The sequence below is a fragment of the Streptomyces sp. NPDC024017 genome, assembly GCF_040638895.1.
Classification (GTDB): domain Bacteria; phylum Actinomycetota; class Actinomycetes; order Streptomycetales; family Streptomycetaceae; genus Streptomyces.
This window is the reverse complement of record NZ_JBEZYZ010000003.1, coordinates 143,983-163,989: the sequence shown is the minus strand read 5'-3', so window position 1 is coordinate 163,989 and position 20,007 is coordinate 143,983. Positions and strand designations below refer to the sequence as shown.

The 20,007-nt window shown below is 70.9% G+C and carries 15 protein-coding genes; 8 read left to right on the top strand and 7 right to left on the bottom strand.

Annotated elements, in window-relative coordinates; genetic code table 11:
- Window positions 1-2 precede the first annotated feature (2 nt).
- From AB0G20_RS09065 to efeU, 6 genes are all read right to left on the bottom strand, one after another.
- Entirely contained in the window at window positions 3-1,058 is a 1,056-nt protein-coding gene (locus tag AB0G20_RS09065; protein ID WP_361299353.1) for a LacI family DNA-binding transcriptional regulator, read from the bottom strand.
- A 43-nt stretch (window positions 1,059-1,101) separates the two neighbouring features.
- Window positions 1,102-2,751, bottom strand: coding sequence for an extracellular solute-binding protein (locus AB0G20_RS09060; protein WP_361298137.1), 1,650 nt, complete (start codon window positions 2,749-2,751; stop codon window positions 1,102-1,104).
- A gap of 17 nt (window positions 2,752-2,768) precedes the next feature.
- Entirely contained in the window at window positions 2,769-3,656 is an 888-nt protein-coding gene (locus AB0G20_RS09055) for a carbohydrate ABC transporter permease (protein WP_361298134.1), read from the bottom strand.
- Window positions 3,653-4,507, bottom strand: a complete 855-nt coding sequence (locus AB0G20_RS09050) for an ABC transporter permease subunit (protein WP_361298131.1) — start codon at window positions 4,505-4,507, stop codon at window positions 3,653-3,655. Before AB0G20_RS09050 ends, AB0G20_RS09055 begins: the two co-directional genes overlap by 4 nt.
- Window positions 4,508-4,737: 230 nt before the next feature.
- On the bottom strand, window positions 4,738-6,012 hold the full coding sequence (gene efeB, locus AB0G20_RS09045; RefSeq protein ID WP_361298128.1) for an iron uptake transporter deferrochelatase/peroxidase subunit: 1,275 nt from the start codon (window positions 6,010-6,012) through the stop codon (window positions 4,738-4,740).
- Between the two features lie 50 nt (window positions 6,013-6,062).
- Window positions 6,063-8,156: an iron uptake transporter permease EfeU gene (efeU, locus tag AB0G20_RS09040; RefSeq protein WP_361298125.1), complete on the bottom strand. Its 2,094-nt coding sequence runs from the start codon at window positions 8,154-8,156 to the stop codon at window positions 6,063-6,065.
- Between the two features lie 274 nt (window positions 8,157-8,430).
- Between efeU and AB0G20_RS09035 the strand changes: the two genes are divergently transcribed.
- The 4 genes from AB0G20_RS09035 to AB0G20_RS09020 all read left to right on the top strand — a co-directional run bounded on the left by AB0G20_RS09035 (window position 8,431) and on the right by AB0G20_RS09020 (window position 13,499).
- Window positions 8,431-9,144, top strand: a complete 714-nt coding sequence (locus AB0G20_RS09035; protein ID WP_361298122.1) for a VOC family protein — start codon at window positions 8,431-8,433, stop codon at window positions 9,142-9,144.
- Between the two features lie 157 nt (window positions 9,145-9,301).
- A complete protein-coding gene (locus tag AB0G20_RS09030) occupies window positions 9,302-10,411 on the top strand; it encodes a GDSL-type esterase/lipase family protein (protein ID WP_361298119.1) in 1,110 nt (369 codons plus the stop codon).
- Window positions 10,412-10,538: 127 nt separating this feature from the next.
- Window positions 10,539-12,176, top strand: a complete 1,638-nt coding sequence (locus AB0G20_RS09025) for a cellulase family glycosylhydrolase (protein WP_361298116.1) — start codon at window positions 10,539-10,541, stop codon at window positions 12,174-12,176.
- Window positions 12,177-12,404: 228 nt separating this feature from the next.
- Window positions 12,405-13,499: an acyltransferase family protein gene (locus tag AB0G20_RS09020; protein ID WP_361299350.1), complete on the top strand. Its 1,095-nt coding sequence runs from the start codon at window positions 12,405-12,407 to the stop codon at window positions 13,497-13,499.
- A gap of 10 nt (window positions 13,500-13,509) precedes the next feature.
- Here the strand turns inward: AB0G20_RS09020 and AB0G20_RS09015 are convergent, their stop codons facing one another.
- Window positions 13,510-15,615: a glycoside hydrolase family 36 protein gene (locus AB0G20_RS09015; RefSeq protein WP_361299347.1), complete on the bottom strand. Its 2,106-nt coding sequence runs from the start codon at window positions 15,613-15,615 to the stop codon at window positions 13,510-13,512.
- Window positions 15,616-15,748: 133 nt separating this feature from the next.
- Here AB0G20_RS09015 and AB0G20_RS09010 point away from each other — a divergent pair, with 133 nt between their 5' ends.
- From AB0G20_RS09010 to AB0G20_RS08995, 4 genes are all read left to right on the top strand, one after another.
- Entirely contained in the window at window positions 15,749-16,786 is a 1,038-nt protein-coding gene (locus AB0G20_RS09010; protein WP_361298114.1) for a LacI family DNA-binding transcriptional regulator, read from the top strand.
- A 70-nt stretch (window positions 16,787-16,856) separates the two neighbouring features.
- Window positions 16,857-18,182 (top strand): ABC transporter substrate-binding protein, encoded by a 1,326-nt coding sequence (locus tag AB0G20_RS09005; protein ID WP_361298111.1) that lies wholly within the window; start codon window positions 16,857-16,859, stop codon window positions 18,180-18,182.
- 2 nt (window positions 18,183-18,184) lie between these two features.
- A complete protein-coding gene (locus AB0G20_RS09000) occupies window positions 18,185-19,108 on the top strand; it encodes a sugar ABC transporter permease (RefSeq protein WP_361298109.1) in 924 nt (307 codons plus the stop codon).
- Complete coding sequence (locus tag AB0G20_RS08995) at window positions 19,105-19,929, top strand: carbohydrate ABC transporter permease (protein ID WP_361298106.1); 825 nt, start codon at window positions 19,105-19,107, stop codon at window positions 19,927-19,929. Before AB0G20_RS09000 ends, AB0G20_RS08995 begins: the two co-directional genes overlap by 4 nt.
- Window positions 19,930-20,007: the final 78 nt, after the last annotated feature.

Genomic DNA, 20,007 nt, shown 5'->3' with positions numbered 1-20,007 from the left:
GGTCACAGGGCACGCCCGGGCGGGGGCGGGCCGACGCTGTCGCGGACGACGATGTGGGTGCCGAGCAGATGGTGGGCCCCGGCGGCGTGCTCGGGGTCGCGCAGGGCGATGCGCACGGCGGCGCGCCCGAGTTCCTCGGCGGGGGTGCGGACGGTGGTGAGCGGCGGGTTGAAGTCCTCGGCGAGCGGGATGTCGTTGTAGCCGACGACGGAAATGTCACCCGGGACGCTCAGCCCGGCCTCGGCGATGGCGCGCAGGGCACCGGCGGCGACCATGTCGTCCCCGGCGAATATTGCGGTGAACTCCCGTGTCTTCTTGAGGAGTTCGGCCATCGCGCGGTGGCCGGCGGCGCGGCCGAGTCCACAGTCGACGACGTGCGCGGCCTGCGGCGGCAGTCCGTGCTCGGCGAGGGCGGCCCGGTAGCCGGTGACGCGGGCGTCGAGGGCGGTGTTGCCGGGCAGGCCGCCGAGGAACACGATCCCTCGGTGCCCGGCCGACAGCAGGTGGCCGGTGACGGCGCGGGCCCCGGCCTCGTTGTCGAACTCCACGACCAGCGCGGGGATCTCGGGGCCGGGCGCGGGCCGGCCGCAGAGCACGAGCCGGGCCCCGGAGGAGTCGAGGGCGTGGGCGTAGTGGGCGACGCGCTCGCGGTAGGCGTCGTCCTCGACGACCCCGCCGACCAGGATCACCAGCCGGGCGCCCTCCTCCCGCATGAGCTGCACGAACTCCATCTCGCGCTGCGCGTCACCGCCGGTGGCGCCGACCACGCAGAGCCAGCCGCGGTCGGCGGCCTCGGCCTCCACTCCCTCGGCGACCTGGGCGTAGAAGGGGCTGGTGACCTGGCGGACCACGACGGCGGCCATCTTGCGGCCGCCGCCGACCAGGGCGCGGGCGTGTGCGTTGGCGACGTAGTCGAGGTCGCGGGCGGCGCGCAGGACCCGGGCCCGGGTCGTGGCGGGCACCGGGTGGTTGCCGCTGAGCGCGCGGGAGGCGGTCGCCGTGGACACGCCCGCCCGCTCGGCGACCTCGCGGATCGTGACCCGCCCCTTGGACCCCATGTCGTTCCCCATCCCCCGCGTCTCCTCTTCCGCCCACCGCTGCTCAGGTGTTGGCCGCGTAGTCCTTCGCGTACTCGTCGGCCATTCTGTCGCCGCCCCGGCTGCGCCACTTCTTCACCGCCGCGTCCCACTCGGACAACGGCAGGCGCCCGGCGATGATCCCGGTGACGGTGTCGTCGAGGAAGGTCTTGAGGGTGGCGCCCTGGGAGTTGTTCGTGGCGGACTGGAGCCCGAAGGAGGCGTCCCGGATGGCGTGCGGGACGACCTTGCGCTGCCAGGTGTGCAGCGCCCGTACGGCGTCGGGCATGCCGGGCACGAACAGCACCTGGGGTCCTTCGGCGAGGTACTTCAGCGGCAGGTTGGTGTTGTTCTCGACCTCGCCGAGCCGGGTGGGTACGGGCGAGCCGTCCTTGCCGCGGGTGAAGTGGACGCCCTCGACGCCGTAGTGGACGAGTTCCCATTCCTCGCTGCCGAACGGCGCGGCGAGGTAGTCGAGAATGCGCAGGAGCAGCTGGACGCGTTCCTTCTTCGCCTTCTTCAGGACGGTGTAGCCGAAGGAGCGGCGGGCGGCCACGATGCCGCCGGGCTCGCCGCCGACACTGTACGGAAGGGCGGCTGCCGGGCTCATCTTGCCTTTGGACTCACGGTACTTGGGCAGGTAGGCGCCGAATCCGTCCTGCATGGAGCCGACGGTGCCGTTGTAGTAGAGGGTCGTCAGGTCGATCTGGGAGATGGACGTGGCGTCGGGGTGGAAGGAGCCGTTCTTGCGCAGCTGTGCCTGGAAGGCGATCGAGGCCCTGTAGCGTTCGTCGGCCGCTGCCGTCAGGAAGGTGCCGTCCTTGGTGACGGCCCAGCGCTGGGGCGCGTTGTGGGCGGCGGAGTGGAAGGCGTTGCCGAACAGGGACCCGTTGGCGGCGCCGAGCATGTAGGCCCTGCCGCGGGTGCCTCGCCGGGCCACGGCGGTGAAGTCCTCGGCGCTCCAGCCCTCCTTCATGCCCGAGTCGGCGAACATGTCCTGGTTGATCCACAGGGTCGATCCGGGCAGCGGGCGTTCCAGCGGGATGCCGTGGATGCGCCCGCCGATGCGGCCCATGTCGCGCCAGGCGTGGGTGGGGATGTTGGCGAGGTTGGGGTAGTCGGTGATCGCTTCGCCCGACAGGTACGGCGTGAGGTCCTCGGCGCGGCGCTGCACGAACTGCGCCTCCCTGGGCAGGGTGAAGCCGGCGAACATGTTGATGATGTCGGGCAGGGCGTCGGCGTCGCCGGCCATGACCGTGGCCATCTTCTTCTGGTAGTCGGCCTGGGAGATGATCGTGTACTCGATCTTCACGCCGAGGGCCTTCTCGACGGCCGCCCAGAACCGGTTCGCGGAGGCGGGCTTGGGCGGCGTGCCGAACGACACGGTCATGACGCGGACGGTGGAGCCGTCGCCGGGGGTTCGGGAGACGGACTTGACCAGGTCGGAGGGGTAGGAGGTGTATCCGGCCTGGACTCCGGCGCCGGTGGGGGCGAGATCGGGTTTCGGGCCCGTCGCGGGCCGGTGGGCCGGCCACGGCGCGAGCTTCTTCCCGGCGTTGGAGACGTCGCCGTCGCCGGAGCCGGAGGAGCAGGCGGTCAGCAGGCCGGGGGCGGAGACGGCGGCGCCGCCCGCCGCCATGGAGCGCAGGAGGGTGCGTCGGGACATGCGGGGCATGGGTGAACCACCTCGTGTCAGCTCTTGATGGCGCCGGTGAGCACGCCTTTGGTGAAGTACTTCTGCAGGAAGGGGTAGACCAGCAGGATCGGCACGGTGGCGATCACGAGCACCGCCATCTGCACGGTCTGCGGGGCGGTGACGGTTGCTTCGCCGGTGGTCGCGTCGGTGAGTCCGGCACCGGACACCACATAGGTGCGCAGCACCTGTTGGAGCGGCCAGTGGTCGCTCTCCAGGTACAGCGAGGCGTAGAACCAGGAGTTCCAGTAGGCGACGGCGTAGAACAGGCCGACGACGGCGAGCGCGGCCTTGGACAGCGGCAGCACCACCGACACCAGCACCCGCCAGTCCCCCGCCCCGTCCAGCCGGGCCGCCTCGTACAGCTCCTCCGGGATCGACTGGAAGAAGCCGCGCAGGACGACCAGGTTGAACACGTTGACCAGGACGGGCAGGACCAGCGAGGCGTAGGAGTCGAGCAGGCCGAGCTCCTTGACCAGCAGGAAGCTCGGGATCATGCCGGGCGGGAAGAGGAAGGTGAACAGCACCAGCAGCAGGACGGGCTTGCCGCCGAAGACGCCGGGCCGGGACAGCGCGTAGGCCAGGGTCACCGTGCAGGCGAGGCTGAGCAGCGTGCCCGTGATGGTCACGCCGGCGCTGACGGCGAGGGCGTGGGTGACGATGCCGCCGTCGAAGATGTCGCGGTAGGCGTCGAGCGTGGGCTCGCTGGGCCACAGCACCCAGCCGCCGTTGTCGACGACCTCCTGGGTGGAGGCCAGGGAGGTCGACACGATCACCAGGAACGGCACGCACACCAGCAGCACGACCGCGGTCAGGGCGAGGGCCTTGGCGGCCTGGGTGAGGGGCCGCGGCTTCTCCATCCAGCCGGGCCGGGCGGACGCGCTCACCGGTAGACCCCCTGCTCGCCGAGGCGGTGGGCGACCTTGTTGGCCGCGTAGACGAGGACGGCGCCGACGAGCCCCTTGAACAGGCCCGCCGCCGCCGCGAATCCGTAGTCGCCGCCGACGATGCCCTGGTGGTAGACGAAGGTGTCGATGACCTCGGCGGCCTCGGGGCCCACGGCGTCGCGCTGCAGCAGCATCTGCTCGAAGCCGACGGAGAGGATGTCGCCGAGCCGCATGATGAGCAGCAGCACGATCACCGGGCGGATGGCGGGCAGGGTGACGTGCCAGAAGCGCCGCCAGGGCCCGGCGCCGTCGATGGCGGCCGCCTCGTACTGCTGCTCGTCGACCTGGGCGAGGGCGGCGAGGAAGATGATCGTGCCCCAGCCGGCGTCCTTCCAGATGACCTGGGCGACGACGAGCGGCTTGAAGGCGTCCGGGTCGCCGATGATGTCGACGGTGTGCAGACCGGCCCCGCTCAGGCCGCTGTTGAGCAGGCCGGTGTCGCCGAGCACCTGCTGGAACAGCGCGACGACGATCACCCACGAGATGAAGTGCGGCAGATACGCCACCGACTGCACGAACCGGCGCACCGAGCTCCAGGTGAGGGTGTGCAGCAGCAGGGCGAGGCCGAGCGGCACCGGGAAGTAGAAGACCAGTTGGAGGACGGCGATCCAGAGGGTGTTGAGGACCGCGTCCCAGAAGGCCTCGTCCTCGAACATGCGCCGGAAGTTGCCGGACCCCACCCAGGGGCTGCCCCACAGGCCGTCGAACGGCACGTACTCCTTGAACGCGATGACGTTGCCCACGAGGGCGCCGTAGTGGAACAGCAGGAAGTAGGCGACGCCGGGGAGCATGAGCAGGAACAGCGTTCCGCCCTTGCGTCTCTGAAAACCTTTACGCTCGCGCTCAGCCCTTCCTGACGGGCGGCGGTTGGGACTCACCCCCTTCGCACCTGCTCGTTCCCGTAAGCCAGTTGCCACGGCTCCCCCTCACGTCGGCGTGTCGGTGAAAGGAAGCTAAAACGCTTTCAGTGCGCGGTCAACACTTCTGGCACGGACGGGACTTGAGGCCGGGCCTTCGCGTGTCAGGCCGAGAGCAGCCCTCTGCCCAGCCAGTCGGAGGAGTCCTGCACGCCGGGCAGGGCGAAGAAGTAGCCGCCGCCGGTCGGGGAGATGTAGTCGACGAGGGGCTCGTCGATCAGCCGGGTCTGCGTGGCCTCGAACTGGCGGCGCACGTCCTGCTGGTAGCAGCAGAAGACCAGCCCCATGTCGAGGTTGCCGACGTTGTCGATGCCTCGGTCGTAGTTGTAGCCCCGGCGCAGGATCCGGGAGTTGTCGGTCCTCGCGGTGCGCGGGTTGGCGAGCCGGATGTGTGCGTCGAGCGGTATCGCCGTGCCGTGCGGGTCCTTGGCGTAGTTCGGGCTGTCGGTCTCCCGGGCGCCGTCCAGCGGGGCACCGGTGTCCTTGCGCCGGCCGAACATCAGCTCCTGCTCGGACAGCGAGACCCGGTCCCAGAACTCCACGAGCATCCGGATGATCCGGACGACCTGGTAGCTGCCGCCGCCCGCCCAGGAGGGCTCGCCCTGTCTCTTGCCGACCCACACCAGGTGGTCCATCTCGCGGGCCGACGCGACGTCCGGGTTGACGATGCCGTCCTTGAAGCCCAGCAGGTTGCGCTGGGTGCCGCTGGGCCGGGGCACGTTCTGGAACCCGTCGACGCGCCACCGGATCCGCAGCGCGCCCCGGGTGTGCTTGGCGATGTCGCGCAGCGCGTGCAGCACGGTGTCCTGGCGGGCCGCGCAGATCTGCAGGGACAGGTCGCCGTGGCACTCGGCGGGGTTCAGGTCGTCGTTGGGGAAGGTCCGCATGGGCGTGAGCCGGCGCGGCTTGGCCCGGGCGAGTCCGAACCGGTCGTCGAACAGGGAGGCGCCGACCCCCACGGTGACGGTGAGCGCGTCGGCCGGGACGACCGGGCCCAGGATGCCGTTGTCCGAGGGCGGGGCACCGACGCCGAGGTCCTCGGGCGTGCCGCCGGAGGTGAGGAAGCGGGCCCGCCCGGTGAGGGTTCTCAGCAGATCGGCCAGTTCGGCTCGGCTCTCGGCGATGACGTCGAAGGAGACGAAAGCGGCGGCCGTTTGAGCGGGTGTGAGGATCCCGGCCTGGTGTGTTCCGTGGAAGGCCACCGGGGCGGCGCTCTGCTGCTCGGCCGCGTGGGCTCTCGCACCGCCGCTCTCGGCGAGTGCGATTCCGCCTCCGGCCAGGACGGCTCCGGCTGCTCCGGCGCCCAGGGCCGTCTTCACGAAGGAGCGGCGGACGGCGTGGGCGGGGCAGCCCGGCGGCGGCGTGTCGGCGGACGGCATGAGGGGGTTCCCTTCGAAGTCTTCTGCGGGGTGGTTCCGTCGCCGGGTGCTCATGCGGACTTCCTGACTTCGAGCAGGTCCGGCACCGGCGAGAGGTCTTCGAGGAGATGCCCCGTGGCCCCGTCGAGCCGGGCCTTCGCCGCGTGGTCGAGCCGGTCGACGGGGGTCCAGCCGGTCCCGTGGTGTGCGGAGTCGAGCAGCTTCTGCAGTCGCGCGATGTCCACGTCGACGGTGGGCAGCAGACGGGGAGCGCGCGTGGTGAGCAACGGCTTGAGCACGGCGAGCAGTTCGCGTGTGCCGACGAGATTGGCGTCGGCGGTGGCCAGTCCGGTGCCGCTGCCCTGGTCGGTGTCGCCGGTCAGTTCGAACTGGAGGGTGTTCTCCAGGATCTCGTGGGCGCGCAAGGGCAGGTCGGAGGGGTCGAAGTCCTGGTGCGGGAAGGCCTTTAGCAGTCCGGCGGCATCGTCTGCCAACTGCTGTGCCACGCCCTTGAGTCCGGCTGCCGGTTCACCGTGCCACAGCCCGTACTCGATGCGGAGGAAGCCGGTGAAGTCCTTGTCGTGCACGCCGCCCGGCAGACCGTCGGGACGCCCGTCGATCTTCCGGTCGAAGTCCTCGAACGTGCCGTAGGCGGCGCCGAGGGAGGCGTAGGTGCGGTGGGCCGTCAGCCAGTCGGTGCGGGCGGTGTCGAGGTGCCCGGCTCGGATGTCGCCACTGAGCTTGCGGGCCTGGGTGACGAGTGTCGCCAGCCCCCGGTCCACGTACGCCCGGTACGCCTTGAGCGGCGCGGCGAGATCCCGATCGGAGACGGGGGCGACGGCGTGGGCGCCGGCGGCGCCGCCGACCCGGACCGCCGTCGAGGTGACGGCCTTGCCGTCGGCCGGCACGCAGCGCCAGGCGTACGTTCCGCCCGCCACGGTGGCGACCAGGTCCCGGGTGGTGCCGGGCGCCAGCCCCTCGATCTCGCCGTAGACCGCGTTCGAGGACGGGTCGATCAGGTACACCTCGGAGGTCTGGTTCCCCGTGTTGTGCATCAGGAAGTCCTGCCGCCCGGGCTTTGGTGCGGTGAAGCCCCGACCGCAGTCCGTCCCGGAGACGGCGACGGTCTCTCCGGCGGCGGGCTTGGGGTGTGCCAGGGCCACGACAAGCCCGGCCAGGAGGGCGGGCACGGCGACGACGGCTGCAGGGAGGAGCCAGCGGGGGCGGGCGGGTACGGGGCGGACCTGTGCGGGGCCGGCGGGCCGGTCGGGCGAGCCGCTCCCGGGCCGGGGCGGTGTGGTGTTCCCATGACTCCGCACCCCTGGCACTGCGCGCACCTTGCGCACTCCGCGCACTCCGCGCACTCCACCCACGAACAGGGTCATCACCACGGCGAGATACCCGGCGTACCCGGCCACTTGGAGCCAGGTCATCGCCGGAGTCAGGTTCAGAACGCCTTGCAGCAGCGTGCTGTACCAAGAGCCGGCGTCGACGCTGCCGCTCAGGTCGAAGGCGTACGCCGTGCCGCCGGGCAGGACCGCGCCTTCCTGGAGGTCGCGAAGTCCGTAGCCGAGTACGCCCGCTGCGATGACGACCAGGACGGCGCCGGTGACGGTGAAGAAGCGGGTGAGGTTGATGCGCAGCACCCGGCGGTAGAGCCCCCAGCACAGGAGGGCCGCCAGGACGAGCCCGACACCCGCGCCGGTCATGGGGCCGGCCGACTCGTTCGCCGCCCGTGCGGTGGTCCACAGGAACAGCGCGGTCTCCAGGCCCTCGCGCCCTACCGCGAGGAAGGAGGTCAGGACCAGGACACCGGCGCCCATGGCCAGGGCTTCGGTGACCTTCTCCTTGATCTCGCCCGCGAGGCCGCGGGCGGATCGCCGCATCCAGAACACCATCGCGGTGACGAATGCGACGGCGACGATGCTCAAGGCGCCCCCGAAGGCCTCCTGTGCGGTGGTGGACAGGGAGGCCGCGGTGAAGGTCAGAACCGCACCGAAGCTCATCGACAGCGCGATCGCCGCCAGCACGCCGGTCCACACCTGCGGCAGCCGCGACCCGGCCCCCGCCCGCACGAGGGTGGCGACCAGCACGGAGACGATGAGCCCGGCTTCCAGTCCTTCCCTCAGCCCGATCAGAAAGCTCGGAAACGCGTCGTCCCACATGTACTGCGGCCCTCCCGGCCCAACGCCCCGACCCCTCACAAGCTGGTTAGCCAAGGCATGCCTTATCGACGCCGACCATCATGGACTCGGCTCTCTGGGCATCCGGTCATGAATGCCTCATGGCCCGGCAAAAGTCCTGACGGTTTCCGGCCCACGGGTGGGGCGTTCTCCCGCGGCTTCCCTGCCGGCACTTCCGTCCGCGCGGCGGCTGAAACTCCCTTGCGGAGTCGTCCGGGCGCCCGGTACCCAGCATCGGGACGACAAGGAGCACAAGATGACGCCCTGTCTGGGTTCTTTGAACGAGTTCTGCTGGATGGACCTCAAAACCCGCGACCCTGCCGGCACGGCCGCCCTCCTGTCCAAGGCGCTCGGCTGGCGCTTCGCGGTGGACGAGAAGGACTGGCGCAAGGCCACCAAGATCACCGTCGATGGCTACCTGATCGGCGGCGTAAGCGACTTGGCGAACCCGGTCTACCCACCGGGAACACCCGCCCACATCGCCTATTACCTGGCGGTCGACGACATCGACCGTCGTGTCGAAGCGGCGACGGCCCACGGCGCTCGCCTTGTCGTACCTCCCTTCGACGCGGGCGACCAGGGCCGCATCGCGACACTGATCGATCCGGTGGGCGCCGCCTTCTCTCTCTGGCAGCGGCACCACTTCCCCGGATGGCGGTTCCCGCCCCGTCTGGCGGGTTCTCCGCATCGCATGGTCCTGACCTGCGATCGGCCCGGCGAAGCCCGGCACTTCTACGAGGAGACGACCGGATCCCCCCTGATCTGCGCCGACTTCGTCGCCGCGGCGGGACCCGGCACGTCCGGCCCACGGTGGGAACTCATGGTCGCCGTCGATGATCCGGACAGCGTCGTCCGCGCGCACGATGACGGCCAGGCCCCGGTCAACTGTTTCGAAGAGACCGGCCGTCGATTGGTGCGGTGGAGCAGCCCGGAGGGACTGTCGTTCCTGGTGCGCCGCAGGGAGCCGTGACTCGATCACCGGCCGTACCTGCGAGAAGCCCGCTGTTCGCAGCGCCTTCATGGCCCACAGGCATGCCATCAGGACGCCACACCTCTTGACGCGTCAATGACAACGATGGCTTGATGATGTGGGAGCGCTCCCACCTCATCCATGGGAAGGGACCACCATGCGCAGAACCCCCCACTCGTCCCCGCACTTACGCGTCATCTCCGTACTCGGGCTCCTGGCCACCCTGCTCCTCCCCCTCGGCATGACACTGGCCCCCCGTGCCACAGCCGCCCCCGCGGCGGATCCCGTCCGCGTCATGCCGCTCGGCGACTCGATCACCGGCTCGCCGGGCTGCTGGCGGGCCGTGCTGTGGAACCGGCTGACCGACAGCGGCTACAAGGACATCGACTTCGTCGGCACCCTCCCCCCGCAGGGCTGCGGACAGGCGCACGACGGGGACAACGAGGGGCACGGCGGCGAGCTGGTCACCAACGTGGCCGATCAGAACCTGCTGCCCGGCCGACTGGCCTCCACCCGTCCGGACATCGTTGTCATGCACTTCGGCACGAACGACGTCTGGAGCAGCATCGCCCCCGACCGCATCCTCGCCGCCTACACCAAGCTCGTGGCGCAGATGAGGGCCTCGAATCCGGACATGCGGATCCTCGTCGCGCAGCTCATCCCCATGAACCCGAGCAGTTGCGCGGCCTGTGCGCAGCGGGTCGTCGACTTCAACGCGCGGATCCCCGGCTGGGCCCGGGCGACCGGCACCGACCGCTCCCCCATTACCGTGGTCGACCAGTGGACCGGCTTCAGTACGGCCACCGACACCTACGACGGCGTGCACCCGAACGCCTCCGGCGACAACAAGATCGCCGCACGCTGGTTCCCGGCCCTGGCCGCGACCCTCGACGCCGGTGTCCCGCAGGATCCGGGCGATCCGGGTGACCCGGGCGAGGACCCCGCCGCCTGCACCGCGCGTTTCCGGGCCGCCTCCTCCTGGCAGGGCGGCTACCAGGGCGAGGTGACGGTGACGAACACGTCCGCGTCCGCTGTCTCGGGCTGGACCGCGACCGTCGTACCGGCGAACGGCGCGCGTCTCACCCAGCTCTGGAACGGCACCCTCGCCACGGGCGCCGACGGCACGGCCACCGTCCGGAACGCGGCGTGGAACGGCACCCTCGCCCCCGGCGCGAGCACCACCTTCGGCTTCGTCGCCACCGCCCCGGCAACGGCCGGCACTCCGGCGGCGACCGTCACCTGCACGGGAACGGCACCGGCCGGATGACAGCCGTGCCGGGCCGGAAACGTCCCGGCACGGTCCCACCCGAACCGCGCCCCGACGGCAGGACCCCGTTCGGCACGACCGCGCGACCGACAACGTGCCCCACTCCATCCCCACTTCTGGAGCCGCCATGAGACCCCGCCTCGCCTCCACCACGCCACGCCTGGCCACCGTGGCCGCCACCCTCCTCGCTCTCCTCCTGTCCTTCCTCGTCCTCACCCCGCCGGCCCAGGCCGCGCCCACCGGCTTCCGGGTGCAGAACGGCCGGCTGCTGGAGGCCGACGGGAACGACTTCGTGATGCGGGGCGTCAACCACGCCCACACCTGGTACCCGAACCAGACCAGTTCCTTCGCCCACATCAAGGCGAAGGGCGCCAACACCGTCCGCGTGGTCCTCGCCAACGGCGACCGCTGGACGCGCAACGACACCGCCGACGTGGCGAACGTCGTCTCCCAGTGCAAGCAGAACCGGCTCATCTGCGTCCTGGAGGTGCACGACACCACGGGCTACGGCGAGCAGAGCGGAGCGACCACCCTCTCCCGCGCGGCCGACTACTGGATCAGCGTGCAGAGCGCCCTGGCCGGCCAGGAGGACTACGTCATCGTCAACATCGGCAACGAGCCGTACGGCAACACCAACTACACGGCGTGGACGGCGGACACCAAGGCCGCGATCCAGAAGCTCCGCAACGCCGGTTTCGACCACACGATCATGGTCGACGCACCCAACTGGGGCCAGGACTGGGCGTTCACGATGCGCGACAACGCCGCCTCGGTCTTCGCCGCCGACCCCGACGCCAACACGGTCTTCTCGATCCACATGTACGGCGTCTTCGACACCGCCGCCGAGATCACCGACTACCTGAACCGCTTCGTCACCGCGAAACTGCCCATCGTCGTCGGCGAGTTCGGCCACGACCACTCGGACGGCAACCCCGACGAGGACACCATCCTGGCCGTCACCCAGCAGCTCCGCCTCGGCTACCTCGGCTGGTCATGGAGCGGCAACGGCGGCGGGGTCGAGTACCTGGACCTGGTCACGAACTTCGACCCGAACCAGCTCACCAGCTGGGGGCAGCGCCTCTTCAACGGCGTGAACGGCATCGCCGCCACCGCCAAGGAGGCCGCGATCTACTCCGGCAGCGGCGGTGACACGACTCCCCCGACCGCTCCCGGCACCCCGACCGCCTCCGGGGTGACCTCCTCGTCCGCCACCCTGACCTGGGCCGCCGCCTCCGACGCGACCGGCGTCACCGGCTACGACATCGTGCGGATCAGCGGCGGCACCGAGACGGCCGTCACCAGCAGCACGAAAACCACGGCCACTCTCACCGGCCTGTCCCCCGCCACCTCCCACACCTTCGCCGTCTACGCCCGCGACGCCGCAGGCAACCGCTCCCCCCGCTCGGGCACGGTGACGGTCACGACCTCCCCCGGCGGCTCACCATCGGCCTGCGGTGTCGGCTACCGGGTGACGGGCAGCTGGCAGGGCGGCTTCCAGGGCGAGATCGTCCTCCGCAACACCGGTACGTCGGCGATCGACGGCTGGACACTGCGCTGGACCTTCCCGGACAGCCAGCGCATCAGCAACCTGTGGGGCGGCACGGCGACCCAGAGCGGCTCCGAGGTGAGCGTCACGGCCGCCTCGTACACCGCGAGGATCCCCGCGTCAGGCTCGGTCACCCTCGGCTTCACGGCCACCCGGTCGACCACGAACCCCAGCCCGACGGCCTTCACCCTCAACGGCGCCGACTGCTCCGTGAGCTGACCACGCCCCCGTGCGGCGGTGCCGCCGCGCTCCCGGCCCGGCGGCACCGCCATTGATGTGATCCGCGCTACACCCGCGCAGAAAGCGGTTTGCACCGTTCCGCAGTGGTCAGGCGGCGGGGATGTCGCACCGGCACCCCACCGCCGTATCTCCGGCAAGACGTGTATGCGCCCGTCCGGGTTCCCCGAACTCCGCTCGGGAGGCGCGATGAGCGAGGACACCCTGCGCATGCGCGCGGTCGTGACCGGCGGCACGGAACGGAAAGCGCCGCCCGTGACGGAGCCGGCCGGCCGGCGGGACGCGTTCTTCGACAACGCCAAGTACCTGGCGATCGTGCTGGTGGCGATCGGGCACTCCTGGGAGCCGTTGCGGGACGGCAGCCGGGCGGCCGGCGCGCTCTACATGGTCGTGTACGCCTTCCACATGCCGGCGTTCATCGTGATCTCCGGCTACTTCTCGCGCTCGTTCGACGCGAGCCCGGGGCGGATCAGGCGCCTGATCACCGGGCTCGCCGTGCCGTACGTCGTCTTCGAGACGGCGTACACCCTGTTCACGAGGTGGACCGACCAGGAGCCGGACCGGCCGGTGAGCCTGCTGGACCCCCTCTACCTGACCTGGTTCCTGGCCGCCCTGTTCATCTGGCGGCTGACCACCCCGATCTGGCAGCGCGTGCGGTGGCCGCTGCCGATCGCCCTCGTCATCGCGATGCTGGCGACGCTCTCGCCGTCCATCGGCAACGACCTCGATCTGCAGCGCGCACTGCAGTTCCTGCCGTACTTCGTCCTCGGTCTGCTGCTGAGGCCCGAGCACTTCCGGCTGGTGCGCCGGCGCGCGGCACGGATCCTCGCCGTACCGGTCTTCGCCGGCGCGCTCGCCGTGGCCTACTGGGCGGTGCCGCGGATGAGCGGCGCCTGGTTCTACCACCGCGACGCCGCCGAGGAGCTCGCCGCCCCCTCCTGGTACGGACCCGTCATGACGCTGGCGACATTCGGCTGCTCGCTGGTCCTGGTCGCCTGCTTCCTCGCCTGGGTGCCCGGCCGCCGCGCCTGGTTCACCGTGCTGGGCGCGGGCACGCTCTACGGCTATCTGCTGCACGGCTTCGTCGCGCAGGGGTCCAAGTTCTGGGGCTGGTACGAACCGGCGTGGGTGCACCGGCCCCTGGGCGAGATCCTCGTGACGGTCGTCGCCGCGGTACTCGTGACCGCGCTGTGCACCCCGCCGGTGCGGCGGGTGTTCCGCTGGGTGATCGAGCCCGACATGGCGTGGGCGTTCCGCCGGGACGCGCGCGCTCAGGCGCGGGAGCGGAACGCCGTACGCGCGTGAGGTGTCCTTCTCACGGTTCGAGACCGAGCCGGATCAGCAGGACCCCGGGTGTGCGCGGCACGGACACCCTCAGCCCCTCCCCGTCCCAGACGGCCCCGCCGGCTTCCGCCGACGACGGGTGCAGGACGTCCGCCCGGACGGCCCGGCCCGCCAGGTGCCGGACGGGGACGCGGAGTTCCGCCGGTCCGCCACGCCGCCAGACGGAGAGGTACGCCGTGCCGTCGCCGGGGTCCCGCAGCCCCAGGGCCAGCCACTCGTCCGTCCAGCCGGGCAGGCCGAGCGGCCAGAAGGGCAGGGCCCGGGCGAGGTCCCCGCGGATCGACTTGTAGACGTCGACCGCGTCGCGGACGAGAACGCGCTGGTGGTCCGACATGCGGTTCAGATGGCCGGAGAGGTGGATGCGGCCGAGGAGTGCCCCGCCGAGGGTCCAGGCGATCAGGTCGTCGTCGTGCTCGGGCTGCGGGTAGGCCCAGACGGCGCCCTGTTCGGGCGGGACGACGGTCGGTGCGGCGGCGGCGATGGGCGGGTAGCTCAGCGGGTCCTGCTGGTCGCTGGTGGACTGGAGCTGGGCCACGGCGAGGGTGGCGCCGTCCATGCGCATGCCGCCGGAGGCGCAGTTCTCGACGACGAGGCCGGGGTGGCGGTCCAGGACTCCGGAGAGCCAGTCCAGGTAGGCCTGGGCGTGGCCGAGCAGGCCCGCTCCCGGTGCGAGGTCGCCGGGGGCCTGGGTGCCGGGGTCGACGACGATGTTGTAGTCCAGCTTCAGGTAGCCCACGCCCCAGTCGCCGGCGATCCGGTCGACCGTCTTGTCGAGGTGGGCGCGTGCGGCCGGGTGCCGCAGGTCGAGCTGGTGGCGGCCCTGTTCGGCGAGGCGTACGCCGTCGCGCTGGAAGAACGCCTCGGGCGGCAGCTCGGCCGCGACGGTGCTGCGCACCCCGACGACCTCCGGCTCCAGCCACAGCCCCGGCACCATCCCGCGCTCGCGGATCCGGTCCAGGACGGCCCGGATGCCGCCGTCGGGGAAGCGGCGCGGGGAGGGCTGCCACGCTCCGACGCTGTCCCACCAGCCCCGGGTGTCGTCGTCGTACCAGCCGGAGTCGATGCAGAAGTACTCGGCACCGGCGTCGGCGGCGGCGTCGATCAGCGGCAGCAGCTTGGCCGTGGTCGGGTCGCCCATGAGGGTGTTCATGTAGTCGTTGAAGACGACGGGGAGGGCGGTGTGGTCGGGGTGCGGGCGGCGGATCGCCCGGCGGTACGAGGTGAGGGCGCCGAGCGCGGCGTCGAGGTCCGGGCCGAGGGCGAGGGCACCGGGGACGGTGGTGAATTCCTCGCCCGGTTCGAGGCGGATCCGCCACTGGTGCTCCGCGTCCGTGGGGCCGTTCAGCGCCAGGTAGGTGCCGTGGGCGCGTTCACCGAGGTCCCAGCGCCAGCCGGCCGGGGACTCGACCTGCCATGCCCAGGCCCGGCCGCCGTCCCGCTCGGTCAGCGCGCCCATGGCCAGATGACCGTCGGTGGGCCAGCTGCCGCGCCCGGTGAGGGCGAGGGCGGCCCGGCTGTCGTGCTCGTGGACGTCCGTGTTGATGTCGGCGACGGACGCGCGCAGCGGCTCGGCGTACCAACGGCACTCGGCGAGCCAGTCGTTGCGGGCCCGGTGGACGTCGAGGGCGGCCGGGGCGGGCAGGCCGCCGAGCAGCAGGCTGCTGACGGACTGGACGACGAGGGGTTCACGGCCGTCGTTGCGCAGCCGGACGGTGGAGCGCAGGACGGGCAGGCCGGTGGGTGAGCCGAGTTCGGCGAAGGCGGTCAACCCGGTGCCCGGGTCGTGGAGTTCGACGGTCAGCCGTTCCCAGCCGTCGCGGCTGTCGGTGCGGTGGGCGCGGTAGGCGAGCCGGGCACCGAAGGCCGTGCCGGTGAAGCGGGGGCCGGACCAGCCGCTGCCGTGGCCGAGGGCGGTGAGCTCCACCAATGGCAGCGCGGACTGCGGGGCGGCTCGGCGGTCGTCGTCGGGGTGCGTCAGCCGGACCAGTCGCGGCGTCCCGTCGGCGGCGACGGCGAATCGGGCGTCGAGCGCCTCGTGCCCCCAAGTGAACTCGTTCTGCCGCTGGTTGGAGGCCATGTGCGCCGCATCCGCCGTGCCGGTCAAGGTGCTCCCCCTCCTGGCCCCGCCCCGTCGCCGGGGAGCGGAGGTCCGCGTGAATCCCTCGTTACGGTCTCTTGACGACCCAAGTGTGACCGGTCACAATCCTGGCATGAATGTGACCGGTCACACAAGGCGCCCGGCGAGCATCAGGGACGTCGCCACGGCCGCCGGGGTCTCCTACCAGACGGTCTCGCGGGTGATCAACGGCCACCCCAGCGTCCGGCCGTCCACCCGGGAGCGGGTGCTGGCCGCCATCGAGGAGCTGGGCTTCCGGCGCAACGCCACCGCCCTGGCTCTGGCCAGCGGGCGCACCCGCACGGTGACCGTGCTCACCGCGAACACCACCCACTACGGCTACGCCTCGATCCTTCAGGGCATCGAGGAGTCCGCCCGCGCCGCGTCCTACGCCGTGGGGATCGGCGTGCTGGAATCCGCCGAGGACGCGGCCGTCGCCGCCGAGGTGCAGCGGGCGGCGGACACGGGCGGCGGGATCGTCGTGATCGCCTACGATCCGGCCGGTGTGCGGGCGCTGGGAGCCGTGCCCGCCGGGCTGCCGGTCGTGGGCGTGGTCGAGACCCCGGCGAGCCCGCCCGGCGGCGAGAGCCCCTGGGTGTGGACCGACGACCGCGAGGCCGCCTACCAGGCGACCCACCATCTGCTCTCCCTGGGTCACCGGACCGTGCACTACGTCGCCATCCCCTCCAGCACCCGCCGCACCAGCGCCCGCACCAGCGGCTGGCGGCAGGCACTGCGGGAGGCGGGCGCCCCGGAACCCCGCCCGGTGCAGAGCAGTTGGGGACCGGCGGGCGGTCACGCAGCGGCGCTGGAGCTGGCGCGGGACCCTTCCGTCACCGCGATCCTGTGCGGCAACGACGACCTCGCGCTCGGCGTGCTCCGCGCCCTGCACGAGACGGGCCGCCCGGTGCCGGGCGAGGTCAGCGTGGCCGGGTTCGACGACGCCCCGCACTCCGCCTTCCTCACACCGTCCCTGACGACCGTACGCCTGGACTTCACCGGCCTCGGCCGGTCCGCGTTCGCCCTGCTGCACGGCGCGCTGGAGGAGTCCGCGCCGGTCGCCCCCCATCCCGTGTCCGTACCGGAACTGGTGGTGCGGGAGAGCTCGGGGCCACCGCCCTCCGGCCACTGAACAGCCCCTGTGAGCAACACAGTCGTGAGTCCCGCCTCCTGAACCGAACCGCTGCTCGGAAAGGCACGAGATGGACAGAAGAGTTCTCCCCGCCCTGGCGCTGATATGTGCCGCCGGCCTGGCCGCCACCGCGTGCAGTGACCCGACGGCCGGGGACTCCGGTTCGGACGACGCCGAGCGGACGGCGGTGAACCCGACCGCACGGCTGGACGGCGTGAAGCTGACCATGTGGACCGCCCAGAACACGGTCAACGCGCCCAAGCAGGTCATCGACGCCTTCGAGAAGGCCACCGGCGCCAAGGTCGACACCCAGGCGATCCCGGACCTCTACGAGCAGAACGTGCCGACGAAGCTGGCCTCCGGCGACCGCCCCGACCTGATGTTCTGGCAGCCGTCCATCTCCACACTGCCGTTCGTCCAGCCGCAGCAGAACCTGCTCACCCTCGACGGCGAGCCGTGGGTCTCCAAGCTCGGCGACACGGAGAGGTCCCTCGGCGTCATCGACGGCAAGCGCTACGCGGCGATCGTCACCAGCCCGGCGATGCTCGGCGTCTACTACAACAAGGATGTCTTCAAGCAGGCCGGGCTGGGCGAGAAGGACTTCCCGAAGTCGTATGACGAGCTGCTGGCGCTCGGCCGCAAGGTCGCCGGCAAGACCGACGCGGCCGCCTTCTACGAGGCCGGCGGCGACAAATGGCCGCTCCAGTGGCAGATGCAGATCCAGCTCACCGACCTCGACCAGCAGTGGTGGGCCGACCTGAACGCCGGCAAGAAGAAGTGGACCGACCCGGTCGTGGTCGGCGCGATCAAGAAGTACAAGGAGAAACTGCTCGACGCCGGGCTCGCCCAGAAGAACTACCGGACGGGCACGTTCACCGGGCAGGCCGACGCGCTGTGGAAGGGGGACGCCGGCATGGTCCTCAACGTCACCTCCTTCCAGAGCCAGTTGCAGGCCAAGTACTCCACCGCCGAGATCGACAAGAGGATCGGCTGGTTCCCGGTCGCCAACTCCTCGGCCACCGGCCTGTACTCCCCCGACCAGACCAACGGGGTCGTCGCCTTCAAGACCGGTGACGAGAAGCGGCAGAACGCGGCCCGCCAGTTCCTCGCGTTCTGGCTCGGCCCGGACTACCCGGACTACATCAAGGCGATGAAGATCCCGTCCGTGCAGCCGTCCGTGCCCACCCCCGACGGGCTGCCCGAGACGTCCAAGGCCCAAGTCGGGGCCCTGCCCAAGGCCATCGGGGTGTTCCAGGCCAAGGCCATCGTCGCCCCCGACACGCACCTGTACCTGGCCGACATGATCTTCGGCAAGAAGAGCCCGCAGCAGGTCGCGCAGGCGATCCAGGATCAGTTCGCGCAGGTGGCCAAGGCCCAGGGCGCGCCCGGGTTCTGACGATGGCGGACACGGTCGTACGTACGCACCAGCAGTCGGCTGCGCCAGGCACTTCCAAGGGCGGGGGACGGCTTCCTCGCGCCGCCGTGCACCACCCGTGGTGGTTCGCGCTCCCCGCGATCGCCGTCTTCGCGGTCTTCTTCCTGGTCCCGAACCTGCTCAACTTCTACTACCCGTTCACCAACTGGTCCTCGTACCACGCGGACATCGCCTTCACGGGCCTGGACAACTTCCGGACCATCGCCGACGACGGCTCGCTGCTGCGCGCCATCCGCACGACGCTGGTGTACGCACTGCTGGCGGCGGTGTTCCAGAACGGTTTCGGGCTCGTGCTGGCGCTGCTGCTGGAGGACGACAGCCGCTTCAACCGGTTCTTCCGGGCCGTCTTCTTCCTGCCGGTGCTGATCTCGGCACTCGCGACCGGGTACGTCTTCCAGGCGCTCCTCGACCAGGACGGCGCCGTCAACTCCGTCCTGGGCACGGACATCCCGTGGCTGGGCTCGACGACCTGGACGCTGGTGATCGTCACCCTCATCCACGGCTGGAAGTGGATGGGCCTGTCCATGCTGATCTATCTGGCGGGGCTGAAGGGCATCCCCGGCGACATGCTGGAGGCCGCCCGGATCGACGGCTCCGGGCCGTGGCGGACGTTCTGGTCGGTGCGCTGGCCGATGCTCGCGCCGGCCGTCACCTTCAACGTCACGACGGCGCTGATCGGCTCGATGAACACCTTCGACATCGTGCAGGCCACGACCGGCGGCGGGCCCGCGGCCTCCACCGAGGTCTTCAACATCTACATGTTCCGGATCTTCGGACAGGGCCTGTACGCGCAAGCCTCCGCGATGAGCCTCGTGCTCTTCCTGGTCGTGGTCGCCGTGGCGATTCCGCTGGTCGTGGGGCTCCGGCGAAGGGAGCAGATGCTATGACCCCGGTGTGGCACTGGGGCCGTCCCGCCCTGGTCCTGCTGCTGGCCGGTCTGGCCGTGGGCGTGCCCCTGTGGCTGGTCGCCGTCACCTCGGCCAAACCGCAGGCGGAGGCCATCGAGCCGAACCTCGACCTGCCCCGGCAGTGGCAGCCGTCCGCCAACTACGCGGACGCCGTGGGCGAGGGCGAGATGCTGCGGGGCTTCCTCAATTCCCTTCTGGTCGTGGTGCCTTCGGTGGTCCTGGTGCTGATCCTGGGCGCGGGCGCCGCCTGGGTCTTCGCACGCCGGAAGTCGAAGCTGGTGTCGGCGGCGTACGCGTTGTGCATCAGCGGGCTGCTGCTGCCGCCCGCCGTCATCACCATCGTGATGGAGCTGCGGCAACTGGGCATGGCCAACACCCGGCCCGGCATGATCGCCGTCTACACCGGCATGTATCTGTCGACGTCGATCTTCTTCATGACCGGTTTCATCCGCGCCATTCCCCTGGAGCTGGAGGAGGCGGCCCGGATGGACGGGGCGTCGCCGTCCCGGGTCTTCTGGCGGATCGTCCTGCCCCTGCTCCGGCCGGTCATCGCCACCGCGACGATCATGGTGATGCTCTACGCCTGGAGCGACGTCTTCTACGCGTTCTTCGTCCTCGGCGGCGGAGACCGGGCGACCCTGCCGCTCAACCTCTACCAGGTCGCCAGCGCCCAGCTCTACCTCAACAACTGGCATCTCGTCTTCGCGTACGTCGTGGTGATGAGCCTGCCCATGGTCGCCGTGTTCCTCGTCGGCCAGCGAAAGATCGTGTCCGGAATCACCAGCGGAGCCGTCAAGTGACTGGAGGTCCAGCAGCGTGATCACCCCCACCCGCACGAGATCCCGTACCAGAACCGCCCTGTTCACAGCACTACTTGG